A 21,679-nucleotide genomic window follows, 5' to 3' on the forward strand; every position below is an offset into this window, starting at 1 on the left:
ACGCCTCAGAGGTCGGCGTGCAGCGCCCAGACGCGCTCGGCGGAGTCGCGCCAGCTGAAGGCGCGGGAGCGGTCGCGGCCGGCCACCGACATCCGCTCGCGCAGCCCGGTGTCGGCGAGCACGCTGCTCATGGCGAGGGCGAGGCGGTCCGGGTAGTCCTTCGCGTCGCCGCGCTCGACGGCGACGCCGGCGTCCGCGGCGACCTCCATCAGCGCGGGGTCGTCGGAGTGCACCACCGGCACTCCGAAGTGCATCGCCTCGAGCACGGGCAGGCCGAAGCCCTCGGCGATGCTCGGGTAGACGAAGAGGGTGGCCCGCGAGAGGACGACGGCGAGGTCGGCGTCGCTGAGGACTCCCAGGGCGCGCACGCGCGTCTCGTCGAGGCCCTGCTCGTCGGCGACGGAGGCCACGTCCAGGTCGCCCCAGCCGGTCGGGCCGACCAGGAGCAGCGGGATCGCCGGGGCGGACGCTCCTCCGAAGGCCGCGATCAGCGAGACCAGGCCCTTGCGCGGCTCCAGCGTGCCGACGCTCAGCACGTACTCCGGGGGGAGGCCCAGCGCCGTGGCGCGCTCGTCGGCGTCCTCCGGGACGACCAGGCCGGAGCCGACGGCTCCGCCGATCACGCGCAGTCGATCGCCGAAGTCCATCAGCTGGGAGAGCTGGTGGGCGACGGCGTGGGTGGGGACGACGACGGCGTCCGCGTGCTTGCGGGCGCGCTTCGCCATCGCCCGGTGCCACTTCGCGCCGTGCGGGGTGAGGGTCTCGGGATGCGTCCACGGCACCGTGTCGTGGATCGTGACGGCGATCTGCTCGCCCTCGCTCCCGTCGTGGCTGCGCAGCGGGGCGAAGAGGCTCGGGGCGTGGATCATGCCGCCGCCGGCCGGGATGGCGATCCCGTACTGCCAGGCGCGCGAGAGCTCGCGGCGCCCGAGCGGCAGCCGGTGGATGCGCGCGAGGCCGGGCAGGCGCAGGCGCAGCTCCTCCTCCTTCTCGGGCGGGTGGGCGGAGACGACGGCCTCCACCTCGCAGTCGCGGGGAGCCGTCGCGATCAGCTCGCGGGTGAGCTCCTCGGTGTAGCGGCCGATGCCGCCGGGCACGCGGGCGAGCATCTGGTCGACGACGACGCGGAGAGTGGTGGTCACGGGGTCACCGCCTCGAGGGGTGCGGCGGCGAGCGCGTCCTGCCAGGAGCGCAGCGGCGGCAGGCCCGCCCGGCTCCAGCCGTCGTGTCCGAGGACCGAGTAGGCCGGACGCGGAGCGGGGCGGACGAACGAGCCGCTGTCGGTCGGGCGCAGGCGCTCGGGATCCAGGCCCGCCTTGGCGAAGACGGCACGGGCGAAGCCGAGCCAGGTCGTCTCGCCGGAGCTGGTGCCGTGGTAGACGCCGGCCGGGGCCTCCGCGTCGACCAGCTCGATCAGGCGCGCGGCGAGGTCGGCGGTCCAGGTGGGCTGGCCGTGCTGGTCGTCGACCACGGTCAGCGTCTCGTGCGCGCCCGCCAGTCGCACTATCGTCTTCGCGAAGTTGCCGCCGTGCTCGCCGTAGAGCCAGGCCGTGCGGACGACGTAGCCGCGCTCCGGGTTGGCCTCGAGCACCAGGCGCTCGCCGTCGGCCTTCGTGCGGCCGTAGGCCGAGATCGGGTTCCGGGGGTGGTCCTCCGAGTACGGGGTCGTCGCGGAGCCGTCGAAGACGTAGTCGGTGGAGACCTGCACGAGTGCGGCTCCCGTCTCGGCGGTGGCGAGGGCGAGGTTGCGCGCGCCGACGGCGTTGACGCGGTGCGCCTCCTCCTCGTCGGTCTCGGCGTCGTCGACGCAGGTGTACGCGGCGCAGTTCACCACGGCGTCGTGTCCCGCGACGGCGGCGCGCACGGCGTCGAGGTCGGTCACGTCGAGGTCGGAGCGGCCGAGGGCGGTGCTGAGGCGGGAGCCGAGGGCCGCGCGCAGGTCGGTGCCGAGCATGCCGGAGGCGCCCGTGATGAGGAAGGTCACCTCCTCATCATGCCCGAGCGGTCCGTCGGCCGACGGTCGGCGCTCCGGCACGCCGCCGGGTGGCGCAGAGAGGCGTCGCGGGCCCGTGACACGCCGTCGTTAAACTGGCGACCGTGCAGATCCGAGAGCTCGACATCCCCGACGTCTACGAAGTGACTCCGCGCCAGTTCCCCGACGATCGCGGGGTCTTCTACGAGTTCTACCGCTTCGACCGCCTGGCCGAGAAGGTCGGGCACCCGCTCTCGCTGCGGCAGGGCAACACCTCCGTCTCGCGGCGCGGCACCGTCCGCGGCATCCACTTCGCGCAGATCCCGCCGTCGCAGGCCAAGTACGTCTCGTGCTTCTCCGGCGCGGTCCTCGACTACGTGATCGACGTGCGCGTCGGGTCGCCGACCTTCGGGCGCTGGGAGTCGATCCTGCTCGACGACGTCGACCGCCGCTCCGTCTACATCGCCGAGGGCGTCGCGCACGCCTTCGTGGCGCTGACCGAGGGCGCCGTGGTCTCGTACCTCGTGAACGCCACCTTCGACCCGGTGCGGGAGAAGGGGATCGACCCGCTCGACGAGCAGATCGGCCTGCGCTTCCCGGAGGAGGCCGGCGAGCTGCTCCTCTCACCGAAGGACACCGACGCACCGACGCTGGCCGAGGCCGAGGCGCAGGGCCTGCTGCCGACCTGGGACGAGGCGCGGGCCTTCTACGCGGAGCTCGACTCCGCGTCCTGACCGCCGATCCGGCGGACGGGCCGCCCGGCGCCGGCCAGGCGGCACGCCCGACCGGACCGGATCAGCTCTTCGAGCGCAGGCGCATCAGCGCGACCCGGGCGCCCAGCCCGGCGCGCACCGCCGCACGGATCGGCGCCTGGTACCAGGCCCCGTACTTCTGCGCGAGGTAGAGGTAGGCGCTGCGGTGGTGGACCGCGAGCATCCGCGCCGAGGCCAGGCGGGTGGAGTGCCCGCCGAGGTGGGAGACGACCGCGTCGGCGAGGTAGACGTTGGTCCAGCCGCGCTGTCCGAGCGAGTCGCCCAGCTGGACGTCCTCGAAGTACATGAAGTAGCGGTCGTCGAACCCGCCGATCTCCTCGAAGGCCGTGCGGCGCACCATCACGCAGGCGCCGGAGAGCCAGCCCGCCTCCATCCGGCCGTGGCGGAGGGTCTCGACCGCGCGCGAGCGCCGGTAGGTCGCCGACCACGGGTTGCCGGGCCAGACGTGGGCGAAGACGGCGTGCCCGACGCCCGTGCCGAGCGAGGGCAGAGCGCGGGCGGAGGGGTAGATCGTGCCGTCGGAGTCGAGGATCCGCGGCCCGATCGAGCCGATCCGGTCGTCCGCCGTCGCGGCGGCGTAGAGGGCGTCGATCGAGCCGGGGAGGAAGACCGTGTCCGGGTTGGTCACCAGGATCCACTCCACTTCGGGCCCGAGGCGGTCGACCGCGTAGTTGACGGCCCGGCCGTAGCCGAGGTTCTGCCCGGTCTCGTGGAACTCGACCTGCGGCAGGCGCTCGACGACGCTGCGGACGGAGTCGTCCGTGGTCAGGTTGTCGACCACCACGATGCGCACGTCGTGCTCCGTCGCCTCCGGCACGGACTCGAGGCACGCGCGGAGGACCTCACCCGAGAAGTGGGTGACGACGATGACCGCGATGGGCAACGTCGAGCGTGCGATGGGAGCCTCCGGGTGGTGCGGCGTCGACGGGAGGAGTGCCCCGTCGGAAGAACTCGACGAGGCTAGCACGCGGCTCGAGCGGGGCCCGGGAGCCTGCGGCCCTCAGCGGACGATGTCGACGGGCTCGGTGCTGACGGCCACGGCGGCGGGGGAGACCGTCTCGATCGCGGGCAGCGCATCGTGCGCCGGACGGCGGAAGACGACGAACTTGTACATGCAGAAGTTCCACACCAGTCCCACGAGGACGGCGACGGCCTTGGCGATGTTGATCGCGAGGAAGGCGTTCTCGCCGGAGCTGGGGAGGAAGAGCAGCGAGTTGCCGAAGCGGGTGTCGAAGAAGACCTCGAAGCCGTAGATGATCGCCGACTGCAGGACCAGCGAGCTGAACCCGGTGACGAGGAAGAACTTCGCGAACGTGGCGACCGAGACCCTGCCCGGGTGGCGGAAGACGAAGAAGTGGTTCAGCGCGTACGAGATCGTGATGCCGACCAGGACGGAGAAGACGTTGGCGACGAGGGTCGGCAGACCGAGCAGGAGCACGAGCGTGTTGAGGATGAGGAAGTCGATCGCCGTGTTGGTGCAGCCCGCGATGAGGAAGCGGACCTTCTGCGATTCGAGGAGTCTCTTCATCTGCGGTGCTCTTTCCCGTCCCCCTCTGGCGTCGATGCCCGACCGTCGGGCTCCGACGGGCGTCCATCGGGGCAGGCGAACAAGGGGTGAACCGCCGTGCACTGTCGTCCATCGTAACCGTGGACCCCTGCCGGGCGGTCGAACAGCCGGTGCCATGTTCCTGAGAGAGTGCGCGGACGGGGCGGCGGGCCGCGGGGCGCGCTCGGAGGCTCGCGAGCACCGCCTCGTTATACTCGCAGGGCTCTCACCGGTCAGCCGGTGCACCGGAAGAACGGATCCTCCCCGCCTCATGCGCTCCCTCGCCGTCGTCGTCCCCACCTACAACGAAGTCGCGAACATCGCGACGGCGCTGCCGCGGGTCGCGCTCGCGGCGTCCCGCAACCCCGACTTCCACGTGACCGTCGCCGTCATCGACGACAGCTCCCCCGACGGAACCGCGGACCGCGCGCGCGAGCTCGCGGCCGAGCTCGGATCCGACACCTTCGAGGTCCTCGTGCTCTCGCGCGAGAAGAAGGAGGGGCTCGGCGCGGCGTACATCTGGGCCTTCCAGCACCTCCTCGCGGCCGAGCGCCGCTACGACTACCTGCTGCAGATGGACGCCGACCTCTCGCACGACCCGGACTACATCGACGCCTTCCTCCGCGAGGTGCGCGCGGGCGCCGACTTCGTGGTCGCCTCCCGCTACATCGCGGGCGGGGGCACTCCCGACTGGACGCTCGACCGCAAGCTGCTGAGCGGTGGCGGCAACCTCTACACGCGCCTCTTCCTCGGCTCGAAGATCACCGACTGGACCGGCGGCTTCAACCTCTTCAGCGCGGACCTCCTGCGCACCCTCCACCTCGAGACGATCCGCGCAGCCGGCTACGGCTTCCAGATCGTGCTCAAGTACCGGGCGCTGCGCCGGGCCCGCGGAGTGAAGGAGATCCCGATCGTCTTCCTCGACCGCACGGTCGGCAACTCCAAGATCCCGAGCGACACCCTCCTGAAGAACCTCCTGCTCGTCCTGGCCATCCGGTACGGCGGGAAGCACCGGTGACGGCGGGTCCGACGGGATCCCCTCGGACCCGGAGGGCCCTCCTCGAGCTCGCCGCCCTCGCCGTCGTCGTCAGCGGGACCCTGCTCGTGCTCGGATTCATGGTCGGCACGCCGTGGCGGCCGCTGCTCTTCCGCGACGGCGACTCGCTGGCGCTGCCGCTGATCCTGCAGTCCTTCGCCGAGGGCCGCCCCGCGGCGTGGGTGATGACGAGCCAGCTCTTCCTCTTCCCCGAGCTCCCCGTCTTCGGCGTCGCGTGGCTGCTGACCGGTGGCGATCCCGCGGCGGCGCTCGCGGTCAACGCCGTGCTCAACGTCGTCCTCCTCTACGGCGTGCTCCGGATGCTCGCGCGACCGCTCGTCGCGGACCGGCACCGCCGGCTGCGGCCCGCCGCCGCGCTCGCCGGCATCGCCGTGCTGCTGGTTCTCTGCCTGACGGAGGGCCGCGCGCTCAACAACGAGGGGGCCCTGGCGACCACCTTCCTCCTCACGACCTACTACTACGGCGCGGTGCTCACAGGCCTCGCCGGGCTCGCCGTCGCCCTGGGCGCGCTGCGCGAGCGCCGTCCGGCCGCGCGTCCGCTGCTCCTGGTCGGAGCGGCCGTCGCCGCGACGACCCTCTCCGATCCGCTCCTCCTCGTGCAGTTCGTCGGCCCCCTGCTGGTGGTCCTCGTCGAGCTGCTGGTGCTCGCTCTCGCTGCTCCCCGAGCGGTGCTGATCGTCGCGGGCACGGTCCTCGGGGCCGCCGCGCTCGGGGCCGCGCTGCGGCTCCCGCTCGGCTTCCTGATCGGGACCGACGCCGGCGGGTACCTCCGGCTGCCGCTCGCCGGGACGGCCCTGGACGACCTGATCGTGCAGTTCCTGGTGCTGAAGGCGCCGCTGATCGGCAAGCTCGAGGTGGCGCTGCTGGGTCTGCTGCTGCTGGCGGCCCTCGCCGTCGTCGTGGCCGGTGTCGCCCGCCTGGCGCGGGGAGCCGCCCTCGACGAGGCGGCCCGTGCGCGCTTCGCGGTGTGCGCGTTCCTGCCGGCGCAGACGGCGGTGCTCCTGGTGGTGCAGGTCTTCACCGGCAGCTCGGTCAGCCGCTACCTGATGCCGATCCCGGTGACCGCGACCGTGGTCGTGATCGCCCTGATCGGCGCCGCGGCGGCGCACCGGCGTGCTGCGGGCGCGCGGCTGGCGCCGGTCGTCCGCGTCGTCGCTCCGCTGGCCGCCGCAGGCCTCGTCGTCGCCGCCGTGCCGGCCACAACGGCGGTCGCCTCCGCGGCGGCCGAGGCGCGATCGGACCCGGACACCGACTGCCTGGACCGCTGGATCGACGGCCGCGAGCTCGCGGGCGTCGGCTCGTTCTGGTCCACGCGGCCGCTGGACCTCTACGGGCCGGCCTCGCTGCACGTCCAGCAGGTCAACTTCGACTTCACGGTGCAGCTGTGGATGAACAACCTGAGCGACTACCGCGACCGGCAGTACAGCTTCGTCCTGGCCGACCGCTCGCCCGACTGGGCGGGGCTCGCGCGCGGGACGCTCGGCGCTCCCTCCGATATCGTCGCCTGCGGGGGGTTCGACATCTACGACTACGCGGGCACCGACGGCGAGACCGAGCTGAACCGGATCGTCCAGACCAGCGTGGAGGAGCAGCGCCGTGAGCGCGGCTACTGACGTGCGCGGCCCGCGGACGGCGAGTCGGCGGCGCCGGACGCTCGTCGAGCTCGGATGGGCCCTCGTCGCCGCCCTCGTCTCGGTCGTCGCCGCCGTGCTCGCGCTCGGGATCGGGCCGCAGGACCTGACGGCCCGCTGGACCGTGGGCGGCGACGACCAGATCCTGCACTACACGCTCTTCACCAGCGCCACGCAGGCGTTCCCGTTCGACGGCAACGCGGCGCTCGGCTTCCCCGACGGGTTCAACGCCTTCTTCAGCGCGCAGTTCGACGTCGCCTCCGCCCTCGCCGTCTCGGTCCTGGCCCTCGTGGTGCGCGACGGGACGACGCTCCTGAACGTCTTCTACCTGGGCACGTTCGCGACGGTCGCCGTCACCGGCTACGTGTTCTTCCGCGCCCTCCGCACGCGGCCCTGGGTCGCGGCGTTCTCCGCGGTCCTGCTGTCGCTGCTGCCGTACCACTTCCTCCGGATCGGATTCGGCCACGCGTTCCTCGCCAACTACTGGGCGATCCCGCTCCTGGGCGTGATGGTGCTGATGGTCGCCGGACCGCGCACCGATCCTCTCCGAGCCTGGGCCGAGCGGGGCGCGACGCGGAGGAGCCGCGTGCTGCGCTCCGTCGTCCCGGGAGTCGTGCTCGGGCTCCTGGTGGCGAGCACGGGCGGCTACTACTACGTCTTCGCGGTCCTGGTCCTCGGAGCGACCTGGGCGGTGAGCACGGCCGCCGGGCTCCTCTCCCGCGAGCGGCTGCGCGTGCTCGCGGTCTCGTCGGTGCCGTTCCTCGCGCTCGGCGTGTTCGTCGGGCTCTCGCTGCTGCTGCTCTCGCTCGACTTCGGGGAGCGCTACAGCCCGTACTTCACGTCGCGGACCGTGGGGGAGTCGGAGGCCTACGCCGGCAAGCTCGTGCTGCTGGGCCTGCCCTGGTCGGGGACCGGGCTGCCGCAGGGGTACGGCCTGCTCAACACCTACGCGGGCCAGTCCGGCGTGGCGCCGACGACGGAGCCGCCCGGGTTCTCGATCCTCGCCAGCGTCGCGCTCCTGATCACGCTCGTGGCGCTCCCGATCACCGCGCTCGGCGGCGGACGGGCGCTCCGTGCGACCGCGGTCGGCCGGTTCTTCTCGGACGCCCGCGTGCGCGTCCTCGCCGTGGCGACACTGGCCGCGCTCCTCTTCTACACGGTGACGGGCCTGGGCGTCGTGGTCTCGCTGGTAGCGGGGCCGACGATACGTGCGTGGGCGCGGATGTCGATCGTCATCGCGGTCCTCGTCCTCGGCGTGCTCGCGCTCCTGCTCGATCGGATCACGGCCCGTGGCGGTGTCCGGATCCTCGTGGCGGCGCTGCTCGCCGCCGTCGCCGTCATCGATCAGCTGGCCGGAGTATCGGCCGCGGTGCCGATCGCTCCGACCGACGACTCCGAGATGCGCTCGTTCGTGTCGGAGGCCGACGCGCAGCTGGACGACGGCTGCGGTGTGGTGGAGCTCCCCCTGAAGAGCTTCCCCGACAGCGGGCGGATCGGAGCGCTCTCCGACTACGACGAGGCGCTGCCCTACCTCGCGACCGAGGAGGGACGCCTCCGCTGGAGCTACGGGGCGGTGGAGGGCACCTACGGCTGGGACGTCTGGGGCGACGTCGACGACCCCGCGGAGTTCGCCGACGCCGTGGCGGGCAGCGGCGCCTGCGCCGTCTACGTGGACACCGCCGGCTACACCGACGACCCCGACGGCTGGCGGCCCTACGTCGAGGCGGCGACGGGGGACGTCGAGCCCGAGGTCGCCTCCGCCTCCGGGCGCTGGCTGCTGTTCACGACCCGGCGCTGATCAGCGGTCGTCGAAGGCCAGCTCGAGCAGGCGCCGAGCGGTGCGGTCCCACCCCGGGATGGGCTCCGGTGCGAGTCGCCGGGGACGGCGCAGCGCCTCTCCGATCGCGGCCGACCACCCGGTGCGGTCCGCCGGGTCGATGAAGACGGCGGCGGACTCCCGCCCGGCGAGCGCGTCGCGGAGGCCGGGGATGTCGGCCGCGAGCACCGGAGTGCCGCAGGCGACGGCCTCGAGGGCGGGCAGGCCGAAGCCCTCGTGCCAGGAGGGCATGGCGACGGCGTCGGCCCCCGTGAGCAGGGCCGGCAGATCCTCGTCGGCGACGTAGGAGGAGGCGAAGCGCACGTCGGCTCCTGCGGCCACCGCGCGGGCGACGGCGGAGTGGACGTCCTCGTTGTCCCAGCCGTCCCCGCCCACCAGGAGCAGGGTGTGGTTCTCCGGCCGCTCGGCCTGCCGGTACGCGTCCACCAGGGTGACGAGGTTCTTGCGGCGCTCGATCGATCCGACGAAGAGCAGGTAGGACCCGAGCCCGTGCTGCGCGCGGACCCGCGCCACCTCCTCCTCCCCGCGGGCATGGAAGAGGTCGGCGTCGATCGTGGTCGGCAGCACGCGGACGCGCTCGGGAGCGACGCCCAGAGCGCTCTCGACCTCGGCTGCGGAGGACGGGGTGCCGGTCAGGACCAGATCGCTGCGCCGGATCCACCGGGGCACCGACCGCGACAGCAGCTCTCGGCGCTCGCGAGGAACGAGCTCGGGCATCACAGCGAAGCAGACGTCGTGCACGAAGGTGAGCGAGCGGGAGCGGGCGAGCGGCCAGCTCCGGAAGTTCGGGAAGAAGTAGGCGCCGCGGCCGAGCAGGAGGTCGATCCCCGGCGCGGGCACTCGGGTCAGTGCGCTCCACACCGGCCGGGGCAGCGGCACCGGTCGGACGCGCAGCGTACGGAAGCCGAAGCGCTCGATCGAGCCCGCCTCGCTCGCCGGCACGACGAGGAGCACCTCGACCTCTGCGGCGGTCGCGTCGGTGTCCAGCGCGTGCAGCAGGCCGAGCAGGACGCGGCCGACCCCGGTCAGGCGCGGCGCCGCGAGGGCGGTCGCGTCGACCAGGAGGCGGCGGCGCCGCGCGGTCACGGCCTGCTGAGGCGGACGGTGGAGTCGATGTCGACGACGCCGTCGTGCACGGAGGCCCGCTCGACCGTGAAGGTCGCGGCGACCGGGATCCGCATGGTCTCGCCCTGCGAGAAGGTGGCCGAGGAGGCGTGCACGGCGTAGTTGCCGGCGCCGAGGTGCAGGTCGGGGAGGGTGAACGTGACCGTCATCTCTCCGTCGACCGCGCTCAGCGGCGTGCCGATGCGCTCGGTGTTCGTCCCGAAGACGCGCTGGCCGAGGGGAGTGTCGATGCCCATGCCGATGTTCCAGTCGTCGACCGGGCGGCTGGTGCGCACCGTGACGTCGAACTCGAGGGTCTCGCCGCTGCGGACGACCGTGCCGCCGTGCTCGATCGATCCGCCGCGCAGTCGGCAGCCCAGGATCTCGATGAGCTGGGGGGCGGGCTCGTCCGCGGCCTCGGCGGCCTCGGCCTCGCGCTCCTGGCGGGCGGCCCGACGGTCCTCGAAGCTCTCGCGGAGGACCTGGAGTCCCTCGGAGGTCTCGCCGTCGAAGACGACGGTGCCCTTCTCGAGGACGATGGTGCGGTCGCAGAGCTCGCCGACCTGCTCGAGCGAGTGGGTGACCAGCACGATGGTCTTCCCCGCGCGCTGGAAGGCGCGGATGCGGTCCATGCACTTGCGCTGGAACGGCTCGTCGCCGACGGCGAGCACCTCGTCGACCAGCAGCAGGTCGGGATCGGTGTGGATCGCGATAGCGAAGGCGAGCCGCACGTACATGCCCGACGAGTAGAACTTGACCTGGGTGTCGATGAACTCGGCGATCTCGGAGAAGTCGACGATCGAGTCGAACTTGCTGTCCAGCTCGCTGCGCGAGAGTCCGAGGATCGCGCCGTTGAGGTAGACGTTCTCGCGCCCGGTGAGGTCGGGGTGGAAGCCCGCTCCGAGCTCGAGGAGCGCGGCGAGGCGTCCGCGGCGCTCCACGGTGCCGGTCGTCGGCTGCACGATGCCGCCGATGAGCTTGAGGAGCGTGCTCTTGCCCGATCCGTTCGCGCCGATGAGGCCGACGGTCGAGCCCAGTGGGATCTCGAGGTCGACGTCGCGGAGTGCCCAGAACTCGTCGCGGTGCTTGCGCCCGCGGCCGAAGTTGACGATCCGCTCCTTGAACGACTTGTCCTTGCGGATGACGAAGCGCTTGGAGGCGTTGCGCACCCGGACGACGGTCGGGGTGCCGGAGGAGGCGGGCACGGACTCCTGCTTGCTGGTGAGGGTCACGATCAGATCTCCTGGGCGAAGTTGCCCTCGAGGCGGCGGAAGATCCGGTGGCCGATCCACACGAACACCAGCCCGACGACGAGGACGATGAGAAGGCGCAGCTCCATGTCCGGCGGCCACACCTGGGGGGCGATCTCGTTGCCGTCGATGATGCTGACGCGCGAGCCGTCTCCCCAGATCGCGCGCTGGAAGGCGAGGATCGCGTTCGAGATCGGGTTGATGAGGTAGAGCTGCTCGGCCCAGCCGTGGCCCGCTCCGGTGGAGGCGGCGACGACGAAGTTCCACGCGTAGACGATGGGGGAGAGCCAGAAGAAGATCTGCAGCCCGACCTCGACGAGGAACTGGACGTCGCGGAGGTAGACGTTGAGGGCCGAGAGGGCCAGGGCCAGCGCGAGGCCGTACACGAGCACGATCGCCAGCGCGGGCACGATGTAGAGGAGCTGGACGCCGAAGATCAGCGAGCCCGTGAGGACGGCTCCCGCGATCAGGACGACGAACTGCACACCGAAGTTGAAGAGGGCCGAGCCGATGGCCGCCACCGGGAAGATCTCCCGCGGCAGGTACACCTTCTTGATCAGTCCGCCGTTGCCGAGGATCGACGTGGTGCCCGCGGTCACGATCTCGCTGAACAGGCCCCAGAGGGTGAGCCCCGAGAAGACGAAGATCGCGAAGTTCGGGACGCCGCGCGAGGCCCCGAGGATCTGGCCGATCGCCACGTAGTAGATGAGGAGCATGATCAGCGGCCGGACGAGGCTCCAGACGAAGCCCAGGCTGCTGTCCTTGTAGCGCGACTTCAGCTCGCGCCCGACGAGCAGGCGGAGAAGCTCGCGGTGCCGCAGGATCTCGGCGAGAGAGGCGACGAAGCCGCCCGAGCCGCCGCCGACGGCCGACGTGGTGCCGGCGATCTGGAACGGCTCGTCGGCGATCGCGCGCGCGCGATCCACAGCTTTGCTGGGCATGGAACTCCAAGCTCTCGGCCTCCGCCGGGCGACGGACCGCATCATTATACGTGCGGCCCACCCTGGAGCCCCCTGGCTGGCGTGCCGGTGCGCGGCGCATGGCGGGTAGTCTTGCTCCCGCTCGCCGACTGAACGACACGAACGAGGTGTTCGCCATGCCCACGCAGCCATCCGACGTCCCCCTGGACCCGGCGCCGCAGAGCGCTGGGGACCCCGCCCCCGTCCTCGGCGGCACGGGCGAGGACGCTCCTCCCGCTCCCGACCCGAGCCTCGAGTCGGCCGTCGGCGACGCCGCTCCCGCCGCCGTCCCGGCCGAGCCCGCCCGCACGTCCGGGGCTCCCATCGAGCCCCGTCTCGCCGAGCCCGAGTCCCCGGACGAGGAGCTCGCCCGCCTGCGCGCGCAGGTCGACTCCCTCCTCAACGACCCCTTCGACGAGTGGGTCGAGCGGATCCAGGTGGGCGGAGTGACCGCCTCCGGCTTCGAACGCACCCTCTCCTGGCGGGTGACGAAGCCGCTCCGCCTGGTGCGCACCTTCCAGATCCGCGTCGAGCAGCTCGGGCTGTCGGGCGCCGTCGGCCACAGCGCGCGCTTCGTGAAGCGCCGCCTGTCCGGTCGGGCGCGATGAGCGACCGGTCGCAGGTCTCGGCCGCCGGCTCGGCCGCCGCGCGCGCCCACCGCACGGAGGCGATGCTGCAGCGCCTGGAGCAGATCGGCGCGCTCCTCTTCGACGAGGAGCGCCGCGCCTCGCTGCGCACCCGCGGGCCCGGCCCGTACCTCGACGAGGTGGCCCGAGAGATCCGCTCGCGCCAGGACGACGAGCTGACCTGGGTCGCGCTGGTGTCGTTCACGGCCGCGTACCCGACGAGCGAGCTGTTCGACTGGTTCCGCCGCGCCCTCGAGCTCGCCCCCGAGGAGGCGGCGCTGCGCATCTTCCTCGAGGCCGGCTCCCGCACCGCGACCGGGTTCGCCGATCTGGACGCCCGCGTCGAGGTCGTCACCGGGGCCGTCCTGATCGACGTCGACTTCCCCGCCCGCCACGGGCACAACACCGGCGTCCAGCGGGTCGTGCGCCAGACCGTGTCCCGCTGGGACGCCGAGCACGAGATCGTCCCGGTCGCCTGGGTCCACGGATCGATGTCCTTCCGGCGGCTGAGCGCGATCGAGCACGAGCGCGTCGTCGACTGGTCCTCCGCCGGGCGGCGCGACTGGGAGCACGGCGATCCGGAGCGCATCGAGTTCGTCGTGCCCTACCGCAGCGTCGTCGTCATCCCCTCGGTGCCCGACTACAACCAGTGCGGGCCGCTCGCGGCCCTCGCCGAGTACTCCGGCAACGAGGTCGTCGTCCTCGGCCACGACGCGATCCCCGTCGTCAGCGCCGACACGGTGCCGCCGGAGGAGACGGTGCGCTTCGTCAACTTCCTCTCCGTGGTCAAGCACGCCGAGCGCGTCGCCACGGTGAGCGCCGCGGCCGCGCTGGAGTTCGAGGGCTTCGTGCGAGCGCTCCCCGCTCAGGGCCTCACCGGCCCGACCGTCGTCCCGGTCCCGCTGCCCGTGGAGCTCCCGGACGGCCTGCGCTCCGAGGGCCGGAGCGCGTCCGGCCTGCCGCTCGTGCTCTGCGTCGGCAGCCAGGAGCCCCGCAAGAACCACCTCGCGGTGCTGCACGCCGCCGAGGTCCTCTGGCGCGAGGGCCTGCGCTTCCGCGTCCGCTTCATCGGCGGGGCCAACCCGTGGGCGCACCAGGTCTTCGATCCCCGCGTGCGCGAGCTGGTCGCCGCCGGACGCCCGGTCGAGGTGCTCCGCGGAGCCGACGACGACGTCCTGATCGCGAGCTACCGGGAGGCGCTGTTCCTGGCGTTCCCGTCGCTGCACGAGGGGTACGGCCTGCCGGTCGCCGAGGCGCTGTCGATCGGGCTCCCCGTGCTGACCTCGCGCTACGGCAGCACGGCGCAGATCGCCGAGCACGGCGGATGCGTCCTGATCGACCCGGAGTCCGACGAGGAGATCACCGACGGCATGCGCCGCCTGCTGACGTCGCCGGAGCTCGTCGACGAGCTCCGCCTCGAGGCGGCCGAGCGGCCCGAGCGCACCTGGGACGACTACGCCCGGGAGCTGTGGGCCGCCCTGATCGGCCCCTCGGCCCTCATCGAGCACGAGGAGGCGCCCCGTGCGCTCTAAGCAGTACCTGGTCGACCGTCTCGCCACCCTGGTGCGCACCCTGGCCCCCTCCGTGGAGCCGCTGGGCAGCGTCGACGCCCTCACCGGACAGCTGAGCGTTCTGCTGCCCGCCCCCACCGACCGCGAGGTCTGGCTGGTGCTCGCCGTCCTCCGCGGCACGCTCCCGCGCCGGGAGGACGTCGTCGACGGCCGCCGCCGGGCCCGGCTGGACGGCACCGCCGGTCTGCTCACCCACGCCGCGTCCACCATCGCCTCGAACCGGGTCTTCGCCCGCTTCCACCACCCCGAGGTCGAGGTGGTCGTCGGCGCGGTCGTCGTCGACGTGCACCACACCGCGCGCACGGGGCTGGCCACGGGCATCCAGCGCGTGGTGCGCCAGAGCCTCGTCCGATGGACGCGCGACCACGAGATCCTGCTCGCCGGCTGGGACTCGACCCACGAGTCGCTCGTCATGCTCACCCCGGAGCAGAGCCGGAACGCCGTCTCGGGCGACGTGCCCGACGCCGCCGAGGACCGCTCCCGCGTGATCGTCCCGTGGCAGGGCACCTACCTCCTGCCCGAGCTCGCCGTGGAGGACGAGCGGACGTCGCGCGTCTCCGCTCTGGCCGAGTTCAGCGGCAACCGCACGGGCACCATCGGCTTCGACTGCGTGCCGGTCACCACCGCCGAGACGGCGAGCACCGGCATCAGCGCCGCCTTCTCGCGCACGCTCGTCGCCGTGTCGCACATGGACCGCATCGCGACCATCTCCGAGGCGGCCGCGACCGAGTACTCCGGCTGGCGCCACATGCTCGGCAGCGTCGGGATGCAGGGGCCGGACATCCGGCCGATCCTGCTGCCCTCGCAGCCGGAGAGCGTCTCGGACGAGGAGCTGGCCACCGCCGCGCGCTCGCTGGTGACCGGCGACCTCCCGCTCGTCGTCTGCGTCGGCAGCCACGAGCCACGGAAGAACCACCTGGCTGTGCTCCAGGCGGCCGAGCTGCTCTGGCGCCGGGGCGTGCGCTTCAGCCTGGTCTTCATCGGCGGCAACGCCTGGAGCAGCGCCGAGTTCGAGTACCGACTCGAGGTCCTCGAGGGCCAGGGCCGTCCGGTCCGCTCGCTCTCCAAGATCACCGACGCGCTGCTCTGGAGCGCCTACCGCCTGGCCCGGTGCACGGTGTTCCCCTCGATCAACGAGGGCTACGGTCTCCCGATCGTGGAGTCGATCTCGGTCGGCACCCCGGTCGTGACCTCCGGCTTCGGCAGCATGCACGAGGTCTCCGCCTCGGGCGGCGCGCTGTTCGTCGATCCGCACGACGACCACGACATCGCCGCGGCCCTCGAGCGGCTGCTGACCGACGACGAGCTGCACGCGCGGCTCTCGGCGGAAGCGCTCGCGATCGACGGCGGCACCTGGGACGAGTACGCCGCCCGCGTCTGGTCGTACCTCGTCGAGGGCGAGGGCGTCGACGAGCGGGGCCGGGCCGAGCAGTCGGACGCGACCGCCTAGGCGTCCTCGACCCACCGCGTGCAGAAGGCCCCCGCTCCAGGAGCGGGGGCCTTCTGCACGCGGTGCGCGCGGCTCAGTTGGAGCGGCGCGCCAGCTCGAGGTCGTTCTCGACCATGCGGGCGACGATCTCCTCGAAGCCGACGGTCGGCGCCCAGCCGAGCACTTCGCGGGCCCGGGAGGCGTCCCCGCGCATCTCGGGGGCGTCCACGGGGCGCGCGAACCGCGGGTCGATCGTGACCCGCTGCTCCCAGTCGTCGATGCCGGCCGCGGTGAAGGCGGCACGGACGAAGTCGCGGACCGAGTGCGCGACTCCGGTCGCCACGACGTAGTCGCCCGCCTCCTCGGCGCGCGAGGCGCGCACGAGGGCGTCCACGTAGTCGGGAGCCCAGCCCCAGTCGCGGCGCGCGTCGAGATTGCCGAGCGAGAGCTCCGACTCGGCGCCCGTCGCGATCGCCGCGACTCCGGAGGTGATCTTGCGGGTGACGAAGCCGAGCGGCCGACGCGGCGACTCGTGGTTGTAGAGGATGCCGGACGAGGCGTGGAGCCCTCGGCCGCGGTAGACCGCGACGAGGTGGTGCGCGAACGCCTTCGCGGCTCCGTAAGGGGAGACGGGGCGGATCGGGGTCCGCTCGGTCTGCGGGTTCTCGGTCGCGGCCCCGAAGATCTCGGAGGAGGAGGCCTGGACGAAGCGGACCTCCCGGCCCGCCGACTCCTGGAGCGCCAGCGAGGCCTCCAGGAGCGCGGCGACCGCGGTGCCGGTCACCTCGGCCGTGAGCACGGGCTCCTTCCACGAGAGCGCGACGGAGGAGAGGCCGGCGAGGTGGAAGACCGTGTCCGGCTGCGCCTCCGCGACGATACGGCCGAGGCCGGAGGCGTCGCGGAGATCGCCCTCGAAGGCGCGGACGGCGGCGGGAAGAGCGGCGTCGTCGGTCCCGCGCACGAGCGCGGAGACCTCCCAGCCGTCGGCGAGCAGGCGCTCGACGAGGTAGCCCCCGTCCTGACCGCTCGCTCCGGTGACGAGAGCGGCAGGCATGACTACTTGATCAGCGCGGACTGCTCGGCGAGGTCGTTCTCGACCATCATCGCCACGAGCTCGGGGAACGAGACCTTCGGCTCCCAGCCGAGAACATCGCGCGCCTTCGCCGGGTCGCCGATCAGCAGGTCCACCTCGGCGGGACGCATGAACGCGGGGTTCTGGGTCACGTACGGGGTCCAGTCCTCGATGCCGACGTGGTTGAAGGCGATGTCGAGGTACTCGCGGATCTGGTGGGTCTCGCCGGTCGCGACCACGTAGTCGTCGCCCTCGGGCTGCTGCAGCATGCGCCACATCGCGTCGACGTAGTCGCCGGCGAAGCCCCAGTCGCGCTTCGCGTCGAGGTTGCCGAGCTCCAGCGTCTCCTGGAGGCCGAGCTTGATGCGGGCGACCGCGAGGCTGATCTTGCGCGTGACGAACTCCGGTCCGCGGCGGGGCGACTCGTGGTTGAAGAGGATGCCGGAGGAGGCGTGCATGCCGTACGACTCGCGGTAGTTGATGGTCATGTAGTGGCCGAAGACCTTGGCCACGCCGTAGGGCGAGCGCGGCCAGAGCAGCGTCTCCTCGCTCTGCGGGACCTGCTGGACCTTGCCGAACATCTCGGAGGAGGAGGCCTGGTAGAACTTCACGCGCGACATGTCGGAGCCGGCGTAGAGGCGGGTCGCCTCGAGGATGTTGAGCACGCCCTTGCCGGTCACATCGGTGGTGAGCGACGCGTTCTCCCACGAGTAGGCGACGAACGAGATCGCACCGAGGTTGTAGACCTCGTCGGGCTGGGCGGCGGCGAGCACGCGCACGAGGCTCGACACGTCGGTGAGGTCGCCGGTGAGCAGGGTCACCTCGGGCACGGTGCGGCGGACCAGCTCGTACTTGGGGTTGTTCTGCCCGCGGACGAGCCCGAAGACCTCGTAGCCCTTCGAGAGGAGGAGCTCGGCGAGGTAGAGGCCGTCCTGGCCGGTGATTCCGGTGATCAAAGCGCGGGGCACGTGGTGGTCCAATTCGTCGGGGTCGATGACAGCGGGACACATACTACCCACGGGCACGGCCGGGCGCCGGGAGCGGTGCGGCCCGCCGGTATCCTGGCCGGGCTTCGGACCGATTGGACGCCATGCCGGAACTTCGCCCCGTCACGCTCGCCGTGCTCACTGTCGACCCGGGCGGGATGGGCGGCGGCGAGACCTACGCGCGCGCGCTCACGCGCCTCCTGGCGCCGCGGCCGGGGGAGGAGGGGCCCGACGTGCAGGTGCTCGTCCCCGAGAACGCGCGCGGCTTCAGCGAGGGCGTGCCCGAGGTCGTGGCCGAGGGGGTCGTCAGCGGGGCGGGCCACCGCCGCCGGGCCGTGGGGATGCTCCAGGCGCTCCTGCGCACGCCGCGCCTGCGCCGGCGCCTCGGCCGGGAGGCGGTGCTCTACTTCCCGTTCACGGTCCCACTCCCGTGGCCGTCGCGGCGGCAGGGGCACGTGCAGATGCTGTTCGACCTGCAGCACCGCGACCTCCCGCACCTCTTCCCCCGCGTCGAGCGCGTCTTCCGCCGGCTCGCCTACGAGGCGACCGCTCGCCGCGCCGACGCGGTCATCACCATCAGCGCCTTCACCAAGGGGCGGATCGTCGAGCTGCTGGGCATCCCGGAGGAGCGGATCCACGTGTCGCATCTCGGCGTGGACACCCGGCGCTTCGTCGCGAATCTGGGCACACGCGAGGACTTCGTCTTCTACCCGGCGCGCGCCTGGCCGCACAAGAACCACGCCCGCCTGTTCGAGGCGGTGCGCCTCCTTCGGGAGGAGGGGCACGCCCTCCGGCTCGTGCTGACCGGAGGGGATCTGGACCGCCTCGGCCCGCTGCCGGACTTCGTCGAGTGGCGCGGCCACGTCACTCCGGAGGAGCTCGCCGACCTCTACCGCCGAGCCGCGGTGCTGGCGTTCCCGAGCCTCTACGAGGGCTTCGGCCTCCCTCCCATCGAGGCGATGGCGTCGGGATGCCCGGTCGCCGCGTCCGACGCGGGCTCGCTCCCGGAGATCTGCGGGGACGCCGCGGTCTACGTCGATCCGCTCGAGCCGCGCTCGATCGCGGACGGGATCCTCGAGGCGATCGAGCGGACAGGCGAGCTCGGCCCGCTCGGCGTCGAGCGCGCCCGGTCCTTCAGCTGGGAGCGCTGCCGGGAGGAGCACCTCGCCGTGCTCCGCCAGGTGGCGCGGCGGCGCGGGCGCTGAGGAGTCCGGTCAGTCCCGCGGGTGCAGGAGCCGGCGCCAGCTCAGTCCCTGGGCCGCGCGCATCGCGCAGAGCACCACGAGCAGCCAGCCGGCGTCGAGCAGGATCGAGCTCTCGGCCAGCGCGGTGACCATCAGCACGGTCAGCACCAGCACCGGCCAGACGTGCACGACCGCCTTGCGCTCGGAGGCGATCAGCCAGGAGCGCCAGAGCGCGAGGCCGATCAGCACGACGAAGAGGACCACCCCGACCGCGCCGACCTGCAGGGCCACGTCGAAGAGCGCGTTGAGGCTCGACGAGTGCGGGCGGCCCGAGAGGTAGTCGATGGCGGTGAAGGGGTAGAGGTCGGGCCGCCAGTAGCCCACCCAGCCCCAGCCGACGATCGGAGCGAGGTCCGTGAAGCGCCAGACCTGCTGCCAGAGCCGCAGCCGGAACTCGAACTCGCTGCCCGCGTTCAGCAGCTCGATCACCCGGTAGCGCAGGAGCCACACGGTGAGGGCGGCCGCTGCGGCGACGCCGAGCACCGCGACCTGCCGCCGCCGACGGTGGGTGCCGTCGCCGTGGCGCACCCAGCGCAGAGCGAGGGCGACGACGACGGCCACGGCGAGCACGCCCGCGCTCACGGCGGAGCGCGTGAAGAGGAGGGTGACCGCGGCGAGGGCGATCGAGGCGACGGCCGGCCCGCGGGCGACGGAGCGGGTCATCAGCTCCACCGAGAACGTCACGATCGCCAGCAGGCAGACCAGCCCGAGCTGGTTGCGCGTGCCGACCAGTCCCTGGATCGGCCCGCCGACCGCGAGCAGTCCCTCCACGCCGAGGAAGCGCAGCGGCTGGTCGATCAGCACCCCCGAGAGCACCTCGACGGCGAGCGAGGCGATCAGCACGACCCGCAGCACGTCGCCGACCGAGCGGATGATCTGGATGATGTCGCGCGTCAGGCCGATCGCGATCGCCAGGAACGCCAGGGCGAACTGGTAGACGACGCTCGAGACCGTGGCCCAGGTGTAGTCGCTCCACAGCACGCTGAGCGCGATCCAGCCGAGGAACACCAGGATGCTCGTGGGCAGCAGGCCCTCCCAGTCGAGCCGCCCGCGCCGCAGGACGAGCATGACCGCCGCGAGGGCGGTGAGCGTGGCGACGGCGGCGATGTAGCCGGGCCAGCCGAGGAGCCCGCGGACCGCCGGGGCGCAGAGGACGGTGACGAGAGTGGTCTGCGCGAGGGCCGCCGCGAACTGCGGGGACGCCGTCGCGTCGGCGACGGAGGCGGGGAGCGAGGGGCGGCGGGGCCTCATCGCCTCGGGGAGGCGTCGGCGAGGGGGAGCGGGGTCGCGGCGAGGACCTCGGGCGTCTCGGTCGCCGGCCGCTTGGTCTGCACCGCGAAGAGGACGAGGAGCAGCCAGCCTCCCTCGATGAGGATCCGGCTCTCGAAGAGCGACTGCGCCAGGAGGGCGACCACGATCAGCAGCGGAGCGAGGCTGACGGCCGTGTAGGGGAGGGTCGAGGTCGCGTCGCGCCGCGGGCGGTCGACCGCGCGGAACCAGGAGCGCCACAGCGTCGAGACGGCGAGCGCCGCGAAGAGGACGAGGCCGCCCGCTCCGAGCTGGAGGGCGACGTCGAGCCAGGCGTCGTGGGCCTGCAGGTAGAGCACGCCCTTGCGCTCGGCGAGGGTGTCGAACGGGGCGGCCCAGGGAGCCCAGTAGCTGACCCAGCCCCAGCCGAGGACCGGACGCTGCAGCGTGAGCGCGATCACCGAGTCCCAGATGTCGAGGCGGCCCGTGGCGTCCTCGCTCTTGCCGAGCAGGCCGAGGAGGGCGCCCCAGCCCGCGGCGCCTCCGGCGACGGCCGCCACCGCCAGCCCCGCGGCGGTCAGGTAGACGGGACGCCGGCGGGACTCGCCCCTCCGGCGAGCCCAGAGCGCGAACGCGGCCGCGAGGACGACGGCGACGAGGCAGAGCAGGACGGTTGCCGAGCGGGTGAGCAGGAGGGTCGCGACGAACAGGGCGACCCAGACCGCTCCCCACCGGCGCCGGATCGAGTGGGCCGCCAGCTCGATCGCGATCACGATCAGGCCGAGCAGGGCGAGGAAGCCGAGGAGGTTGCGGTTGCCGACGATCCCCTGGACGGGCTCGCCGGTGAAGAGGGCGGCCTGCGACCAGTAGAAGGCGTCGGGCGTCGGTCCGTCGGCGGGAGGCTCGACGCCGAACGGCAGGACGGGCTGCCGCACGACGACCGCGATCACGAGCTCGAAGAGGAGCGACAGGCCGACGGAGAGGCGCAGGGCCCGTCCGAGAGCCGTGAGCAGCTCCCGGCTGCTCAGCGTGACGGCGAGGACGACGCCGCCGAGCGTCGTCGCGAGCTGCGCCGTGACTCCGATCGCGCTCGCTCCCGGATAGGCGGACCACAGCAGCGAGAGCACCGCGAGCCCGAGGAAGAGGACCAGCGACTTCGGCGTGCGGGCCCAGCGCAGGCGGGGGCGGGCGCGGACGAGCACGGCGATCGAGGCGCCCAGGAGCACCGCGACGACGACGCCCCAGCCCCACCATCCGGCGAGGTTCCGCAGCGACTGGCCGGCCAGCAGCACGGCCAGCACCGCCACCGCGAGCGCTCGGGGAGCGGCGGGGGCGGCGCGTCGGATCATGGCGACCAGTCTAGGGAGCGGGGGC

The 21,679-nt window shown here is 72.6% G+C and carries 19 protein-coding genes; 8 read left to right on the forward strand and 11 right to left on the reverse strand.

What is annotated here, in order from left to right; all coding sequences use genetic code 11:
* Positions 1 to 5: 5 nt before the first annotated feature.
* The gene (locus C5C46_RS01900; RefSeq protein ID WP_244229467.1) at positions 6 to 1,142 is read right to left on the reverse strand and encodes a glycosyltransferase family 1 protein; all 1,137 of its coding nucleotides are present in this window, start codon (positions 1,140 to 1,142) and stop codon (positions 6 to 8) included.
* A complete protein-coding gene (gene rfbD / locus C5C46_RS01905) occupies positions 1,139 to 1,984 on the reverse strand; it encodes a dTDP-4-dehydrorhamnose reductase (RefSeq protein WP_104225467.1) in 846 nt (281 codons plus the stop codon). The genes C5C46_RS01900 and rfbD overlap by 4 nt, the downstream gene beginning before the upstream one ends.
* 113 nt (positions 1,985 to 2,097) lie before the next feature.
* On the opposite strand from rfbD, the gene C5C46_RS01910 reads away from it, so the two are divergent.
* Positions 2,098 to 2,706 (forward strand): dTDP-4-dehydrorhamnose 3,5-epimerase family protein, encoded by a 609-nt coding sequence (locus C5C46_RS01910; RefSeq protein WP_104225468.1) that lies wholly within the window; start codon positions 2,098 to 2,100, stop codon positions 2,704 to 2,706.
* A 61-nt stretch (positions 2,707 to 2,767) separates the two neighbouring features.
* On the opposite strand, the gene C5C46_RS01915 is transcribed toward C5C46_RS01910, so the two are convergent.
* On the reverse strand, positions 2,768 to 3,628 hold the full coding sequence (locus C5C46_RS01915) for a glycosyltransferase family 2 protein (protein WP_258059259.1): 861 nt from the start codon (positions 3,626 to 3,628) through the stop codon (positions 2,768 to 2,770).
* Positions 3,629 to 3,745: 117 nt separating this feature from the next.
* Positions 3,746 to 4,273, reverse strand: coding sequence for a GtrA family protein (locus tag C5C46_RS01920; RefSeq protein ID WP_104223158.1), 528 nt, complete (start codon positions 4,271 to 4,273; stop codon positions 3,746 to 3,748).
* Positions 4,274 to 4,562: 289 nt separating this feature from the next.
* Here C5C46_RS01920 and C5C46_RS01925 point away from each other — a divergent pair, with 289 nt between their 5' ends.
* The 3 genes from C5C46_RS01925 to C5C46_RS01935 are packed head-to-tail and all read left to right on the forward strand — an operon-like array spanning position 4,563 to position 8,777.
* A complete protein-coding gene (locus tag C5C46_RS01925; protein WP_104225469.1) occupies positions 4,563 to 5,309 on the forward strand; it encodes a polyprenol monophosphomannose synthase in 747 nt (248 codons plus the stop codon).
* The gene (locus tag C5C46_RS01930; RefSeq protein WP_104225470.1) at positions 5,306 to 6,961 is read left to right on the forward strand and encodes a hypothetical protein; all 1,656 of its coding nucleotides are present in this window, start codon (positions 5,306 to 5,308) and stop codon (positions 6,959 to 6,961) included. Before C5C46_RS01925 ends, C5C46_RS01930 begins: the two co-directional genes overlap by 4 nt.
* Entirely contained in the window at positions 6,945 to 8,777 is a 1,833-nt protein-coding gene (locus tag C5C46_RS01935) for a hypothetical protein (RefSeq protein WP_146078917.1), read from the forward strand. The genes C5C46_RS01930 and C5C46_RS01935 overlap by 17 nt, the downstream gene beginning before the upstream one ends.
* Here the strand turns inward: C5C46_RS01935 and C5C46_RS01940 are convergent, their stop codons facing one another.
* The 3 genes from C5C46_RS01940 to C5C46_RS01950 are packed head-to-tail and all read right to left on the reverse strand — an operon-like array spanning position 8,778 to position 12,111.
* On the reverse strand, positions 8,778 to 9,902 hold the full coding sequence (locus C5C46_RS01940; RefSeq protein ID WP_104225472.1) for a glycosyltransferase family 1 protein: 1,125 nt from the start codon (positions 9,900 to 9,902) through the stop codon (positions 8,778 to 8,780).
* Positions 9,899 to 11,152 carry an ABC transporter ATP-binding protein gene (locus tag C5C46_RS01945; RefSeq protein ID WP_244229465.1) on the reverse strand — a complete coding sequence of 418 codons (1,254 nt, stop codon included), beginning with the start codon at positions 11,150 to 11,152 and terminating at the stop codon, positions 9,899 to 9,901. Before C5C46_RS01945 ends, C5C46_RS01940 begins: the two co-directional genes overlap by 4 nt.
* Before the next feature lie 2 nt (positions 11,153 to 11,154).
* Positions 11,155 to 12,111 (reverse strand): ABC transporter permease, encoded by a 957-nt coding sequence (locus C5C46_RS01950; RefSeq protein WP_104223153.1) that lies wholly within the window; start codon positions 12,109 to 12,111, stop codon positions 11,155 to 11,157.
* A 155-nt stretch (positions 12,112 to 12,266) separates the two neighbouring features.
* On the opposite strand from C5C46_RS01950, the gene C5C46_RS01955 reads away from it, so the two are divergent.
* From C5C46_RS01955 to C5C46_RS01965, 3 genes are read left to right on the forward strand one after another with little or no spacing between them, the layout of a single operon-like run.
* The gene (locus tag C5C46_RS01955; protein WP_104223152.1) at positions 12,267 to 12,737 is read left to right on the forward strand and encodes a hypothetical protein; all 471 of its coding nucleotides are present in this window, start codon (positions 12,267 to 12,269) and stop codon (positions 12,735 to 12,737) included.
* Complete coding sequence (locus tag C5C46_RS01960; protein WP_104223151.1) at positions 12,734 to 14,287, forward strand: glycosyltransferase; 1,554 nt, start codon at positions 12,734 to 12,736, stop codon at positions 14,285 to 14,287. Before C5C46_RS01955 ends, C5C46_RS01960 begins: the two co-directional genes overlap by 4 nt.
* The gene (locus tag C5C46_RS01965) at positions 14,277 to 15,776 is read left to right on the forward strand and encodes a glycosyltransferase family 1 protein (protein WP_104225474.1); all 1,500 of its coding nucleotides are present in this window, start codon (positions 14,277 to 14,279) and stop codon (positions 15,774 to 15,776) included. The genes C5C46_RS01960 and C5C46_RS01965 overlap by 11 nt, the downstream gene beginning before the upstream one ends.
* Positions 15,777 to 15,849: 73 nt before the next feature.
* Here the strand turns inward: C5C46_RS01965 and C5C46_RS01970 are convergent, their stop codons facing one another.
* Together C5C46_RS01970 and C5C46_RS01975 are read right to left on the reverse strand one after the other, a co-directional pair.
* Positions 15,850 to 16,809: a GDP-mannose 4,6-dehydratase gene (locus C5C46_RS01970; RefSeq protein ID WP_104225475.1), complete on the reverse strand. Its 960-nt coding sequence runs from the start codon at positions 16,807 to 16,809 to the stop codon at positions 15,850 to 15,852.
* 2 nt (positions 16,810 to 16,811) lie between these two features.
* A complete protein-coding gene (locus C5C46_RS01975; RefSeq protein WP_181136478.1) occupies positions 16,812 to 17,795 on the reverse strand; it encodes a GDP-mannose 4,6-dehydratase in 984 nt (327 codons plus the stop codon).
* A gap of 122 nt (positions 17,796 to 17,917) precedes the next feature.
* Here C5C46_RS01975 and C5C46_RS01980 point away from each other — a divergent pair, with 122 nt between their 5' ends.
* Positions 17,918 to 19,018: a glycosyltransferase family 1 protein gene (locus tag C5C46_RS01980; RefSeq protein ID WP_104225477.1), complete on the forward strand. Its 1,101-nt coding sequence runs from the start codon at positions 17,918 to 17,920 to the stop codon at positions 19,016 to 19,018.
* A gap of 9 nt (positions 19,019 to 19,027) precedes the next feature.
* On the opposite strand, the gene C5C46_RS01985 is transcribed toward C5C46_RS01980, so the two are convergent.
* Positions 19,028 to 20,308, reverse strand: coding sequence for an O-antigen ligase (locus tag C5C46_RS01985; RefSeq protein WP_104225478.1), 1,281 nt, complete (start codon positions 20,306 to 20,308; stop codon positions 19,028 to 19,030).
* Positions 20,305 to 21,654, reverse strand: coding sequence for an O-antigen ligase (locus tag C5C46_RS01990; protein WP_104225479.1), 1,350 nt, complete (start codon positions 21,652 to 21,654; stop codon positions 20,305 to 20,307). The genes C5C46_RS01985 and C5C46_RS01990 overlap by 4 nt, the downstream gene beginning before the upstream one ends.
* Positions 21,655 to 21,679: the final 25 nt, after the last annotated feature.

Source organism: Rathayibacter sp. AY1E6 (genome assembly GCF_002931115.1).
GTDB lineage: Bacteria > Actinomycetota > Actinomycetes > Actinomycetales > Microbacteriaceae > Rathayibacter.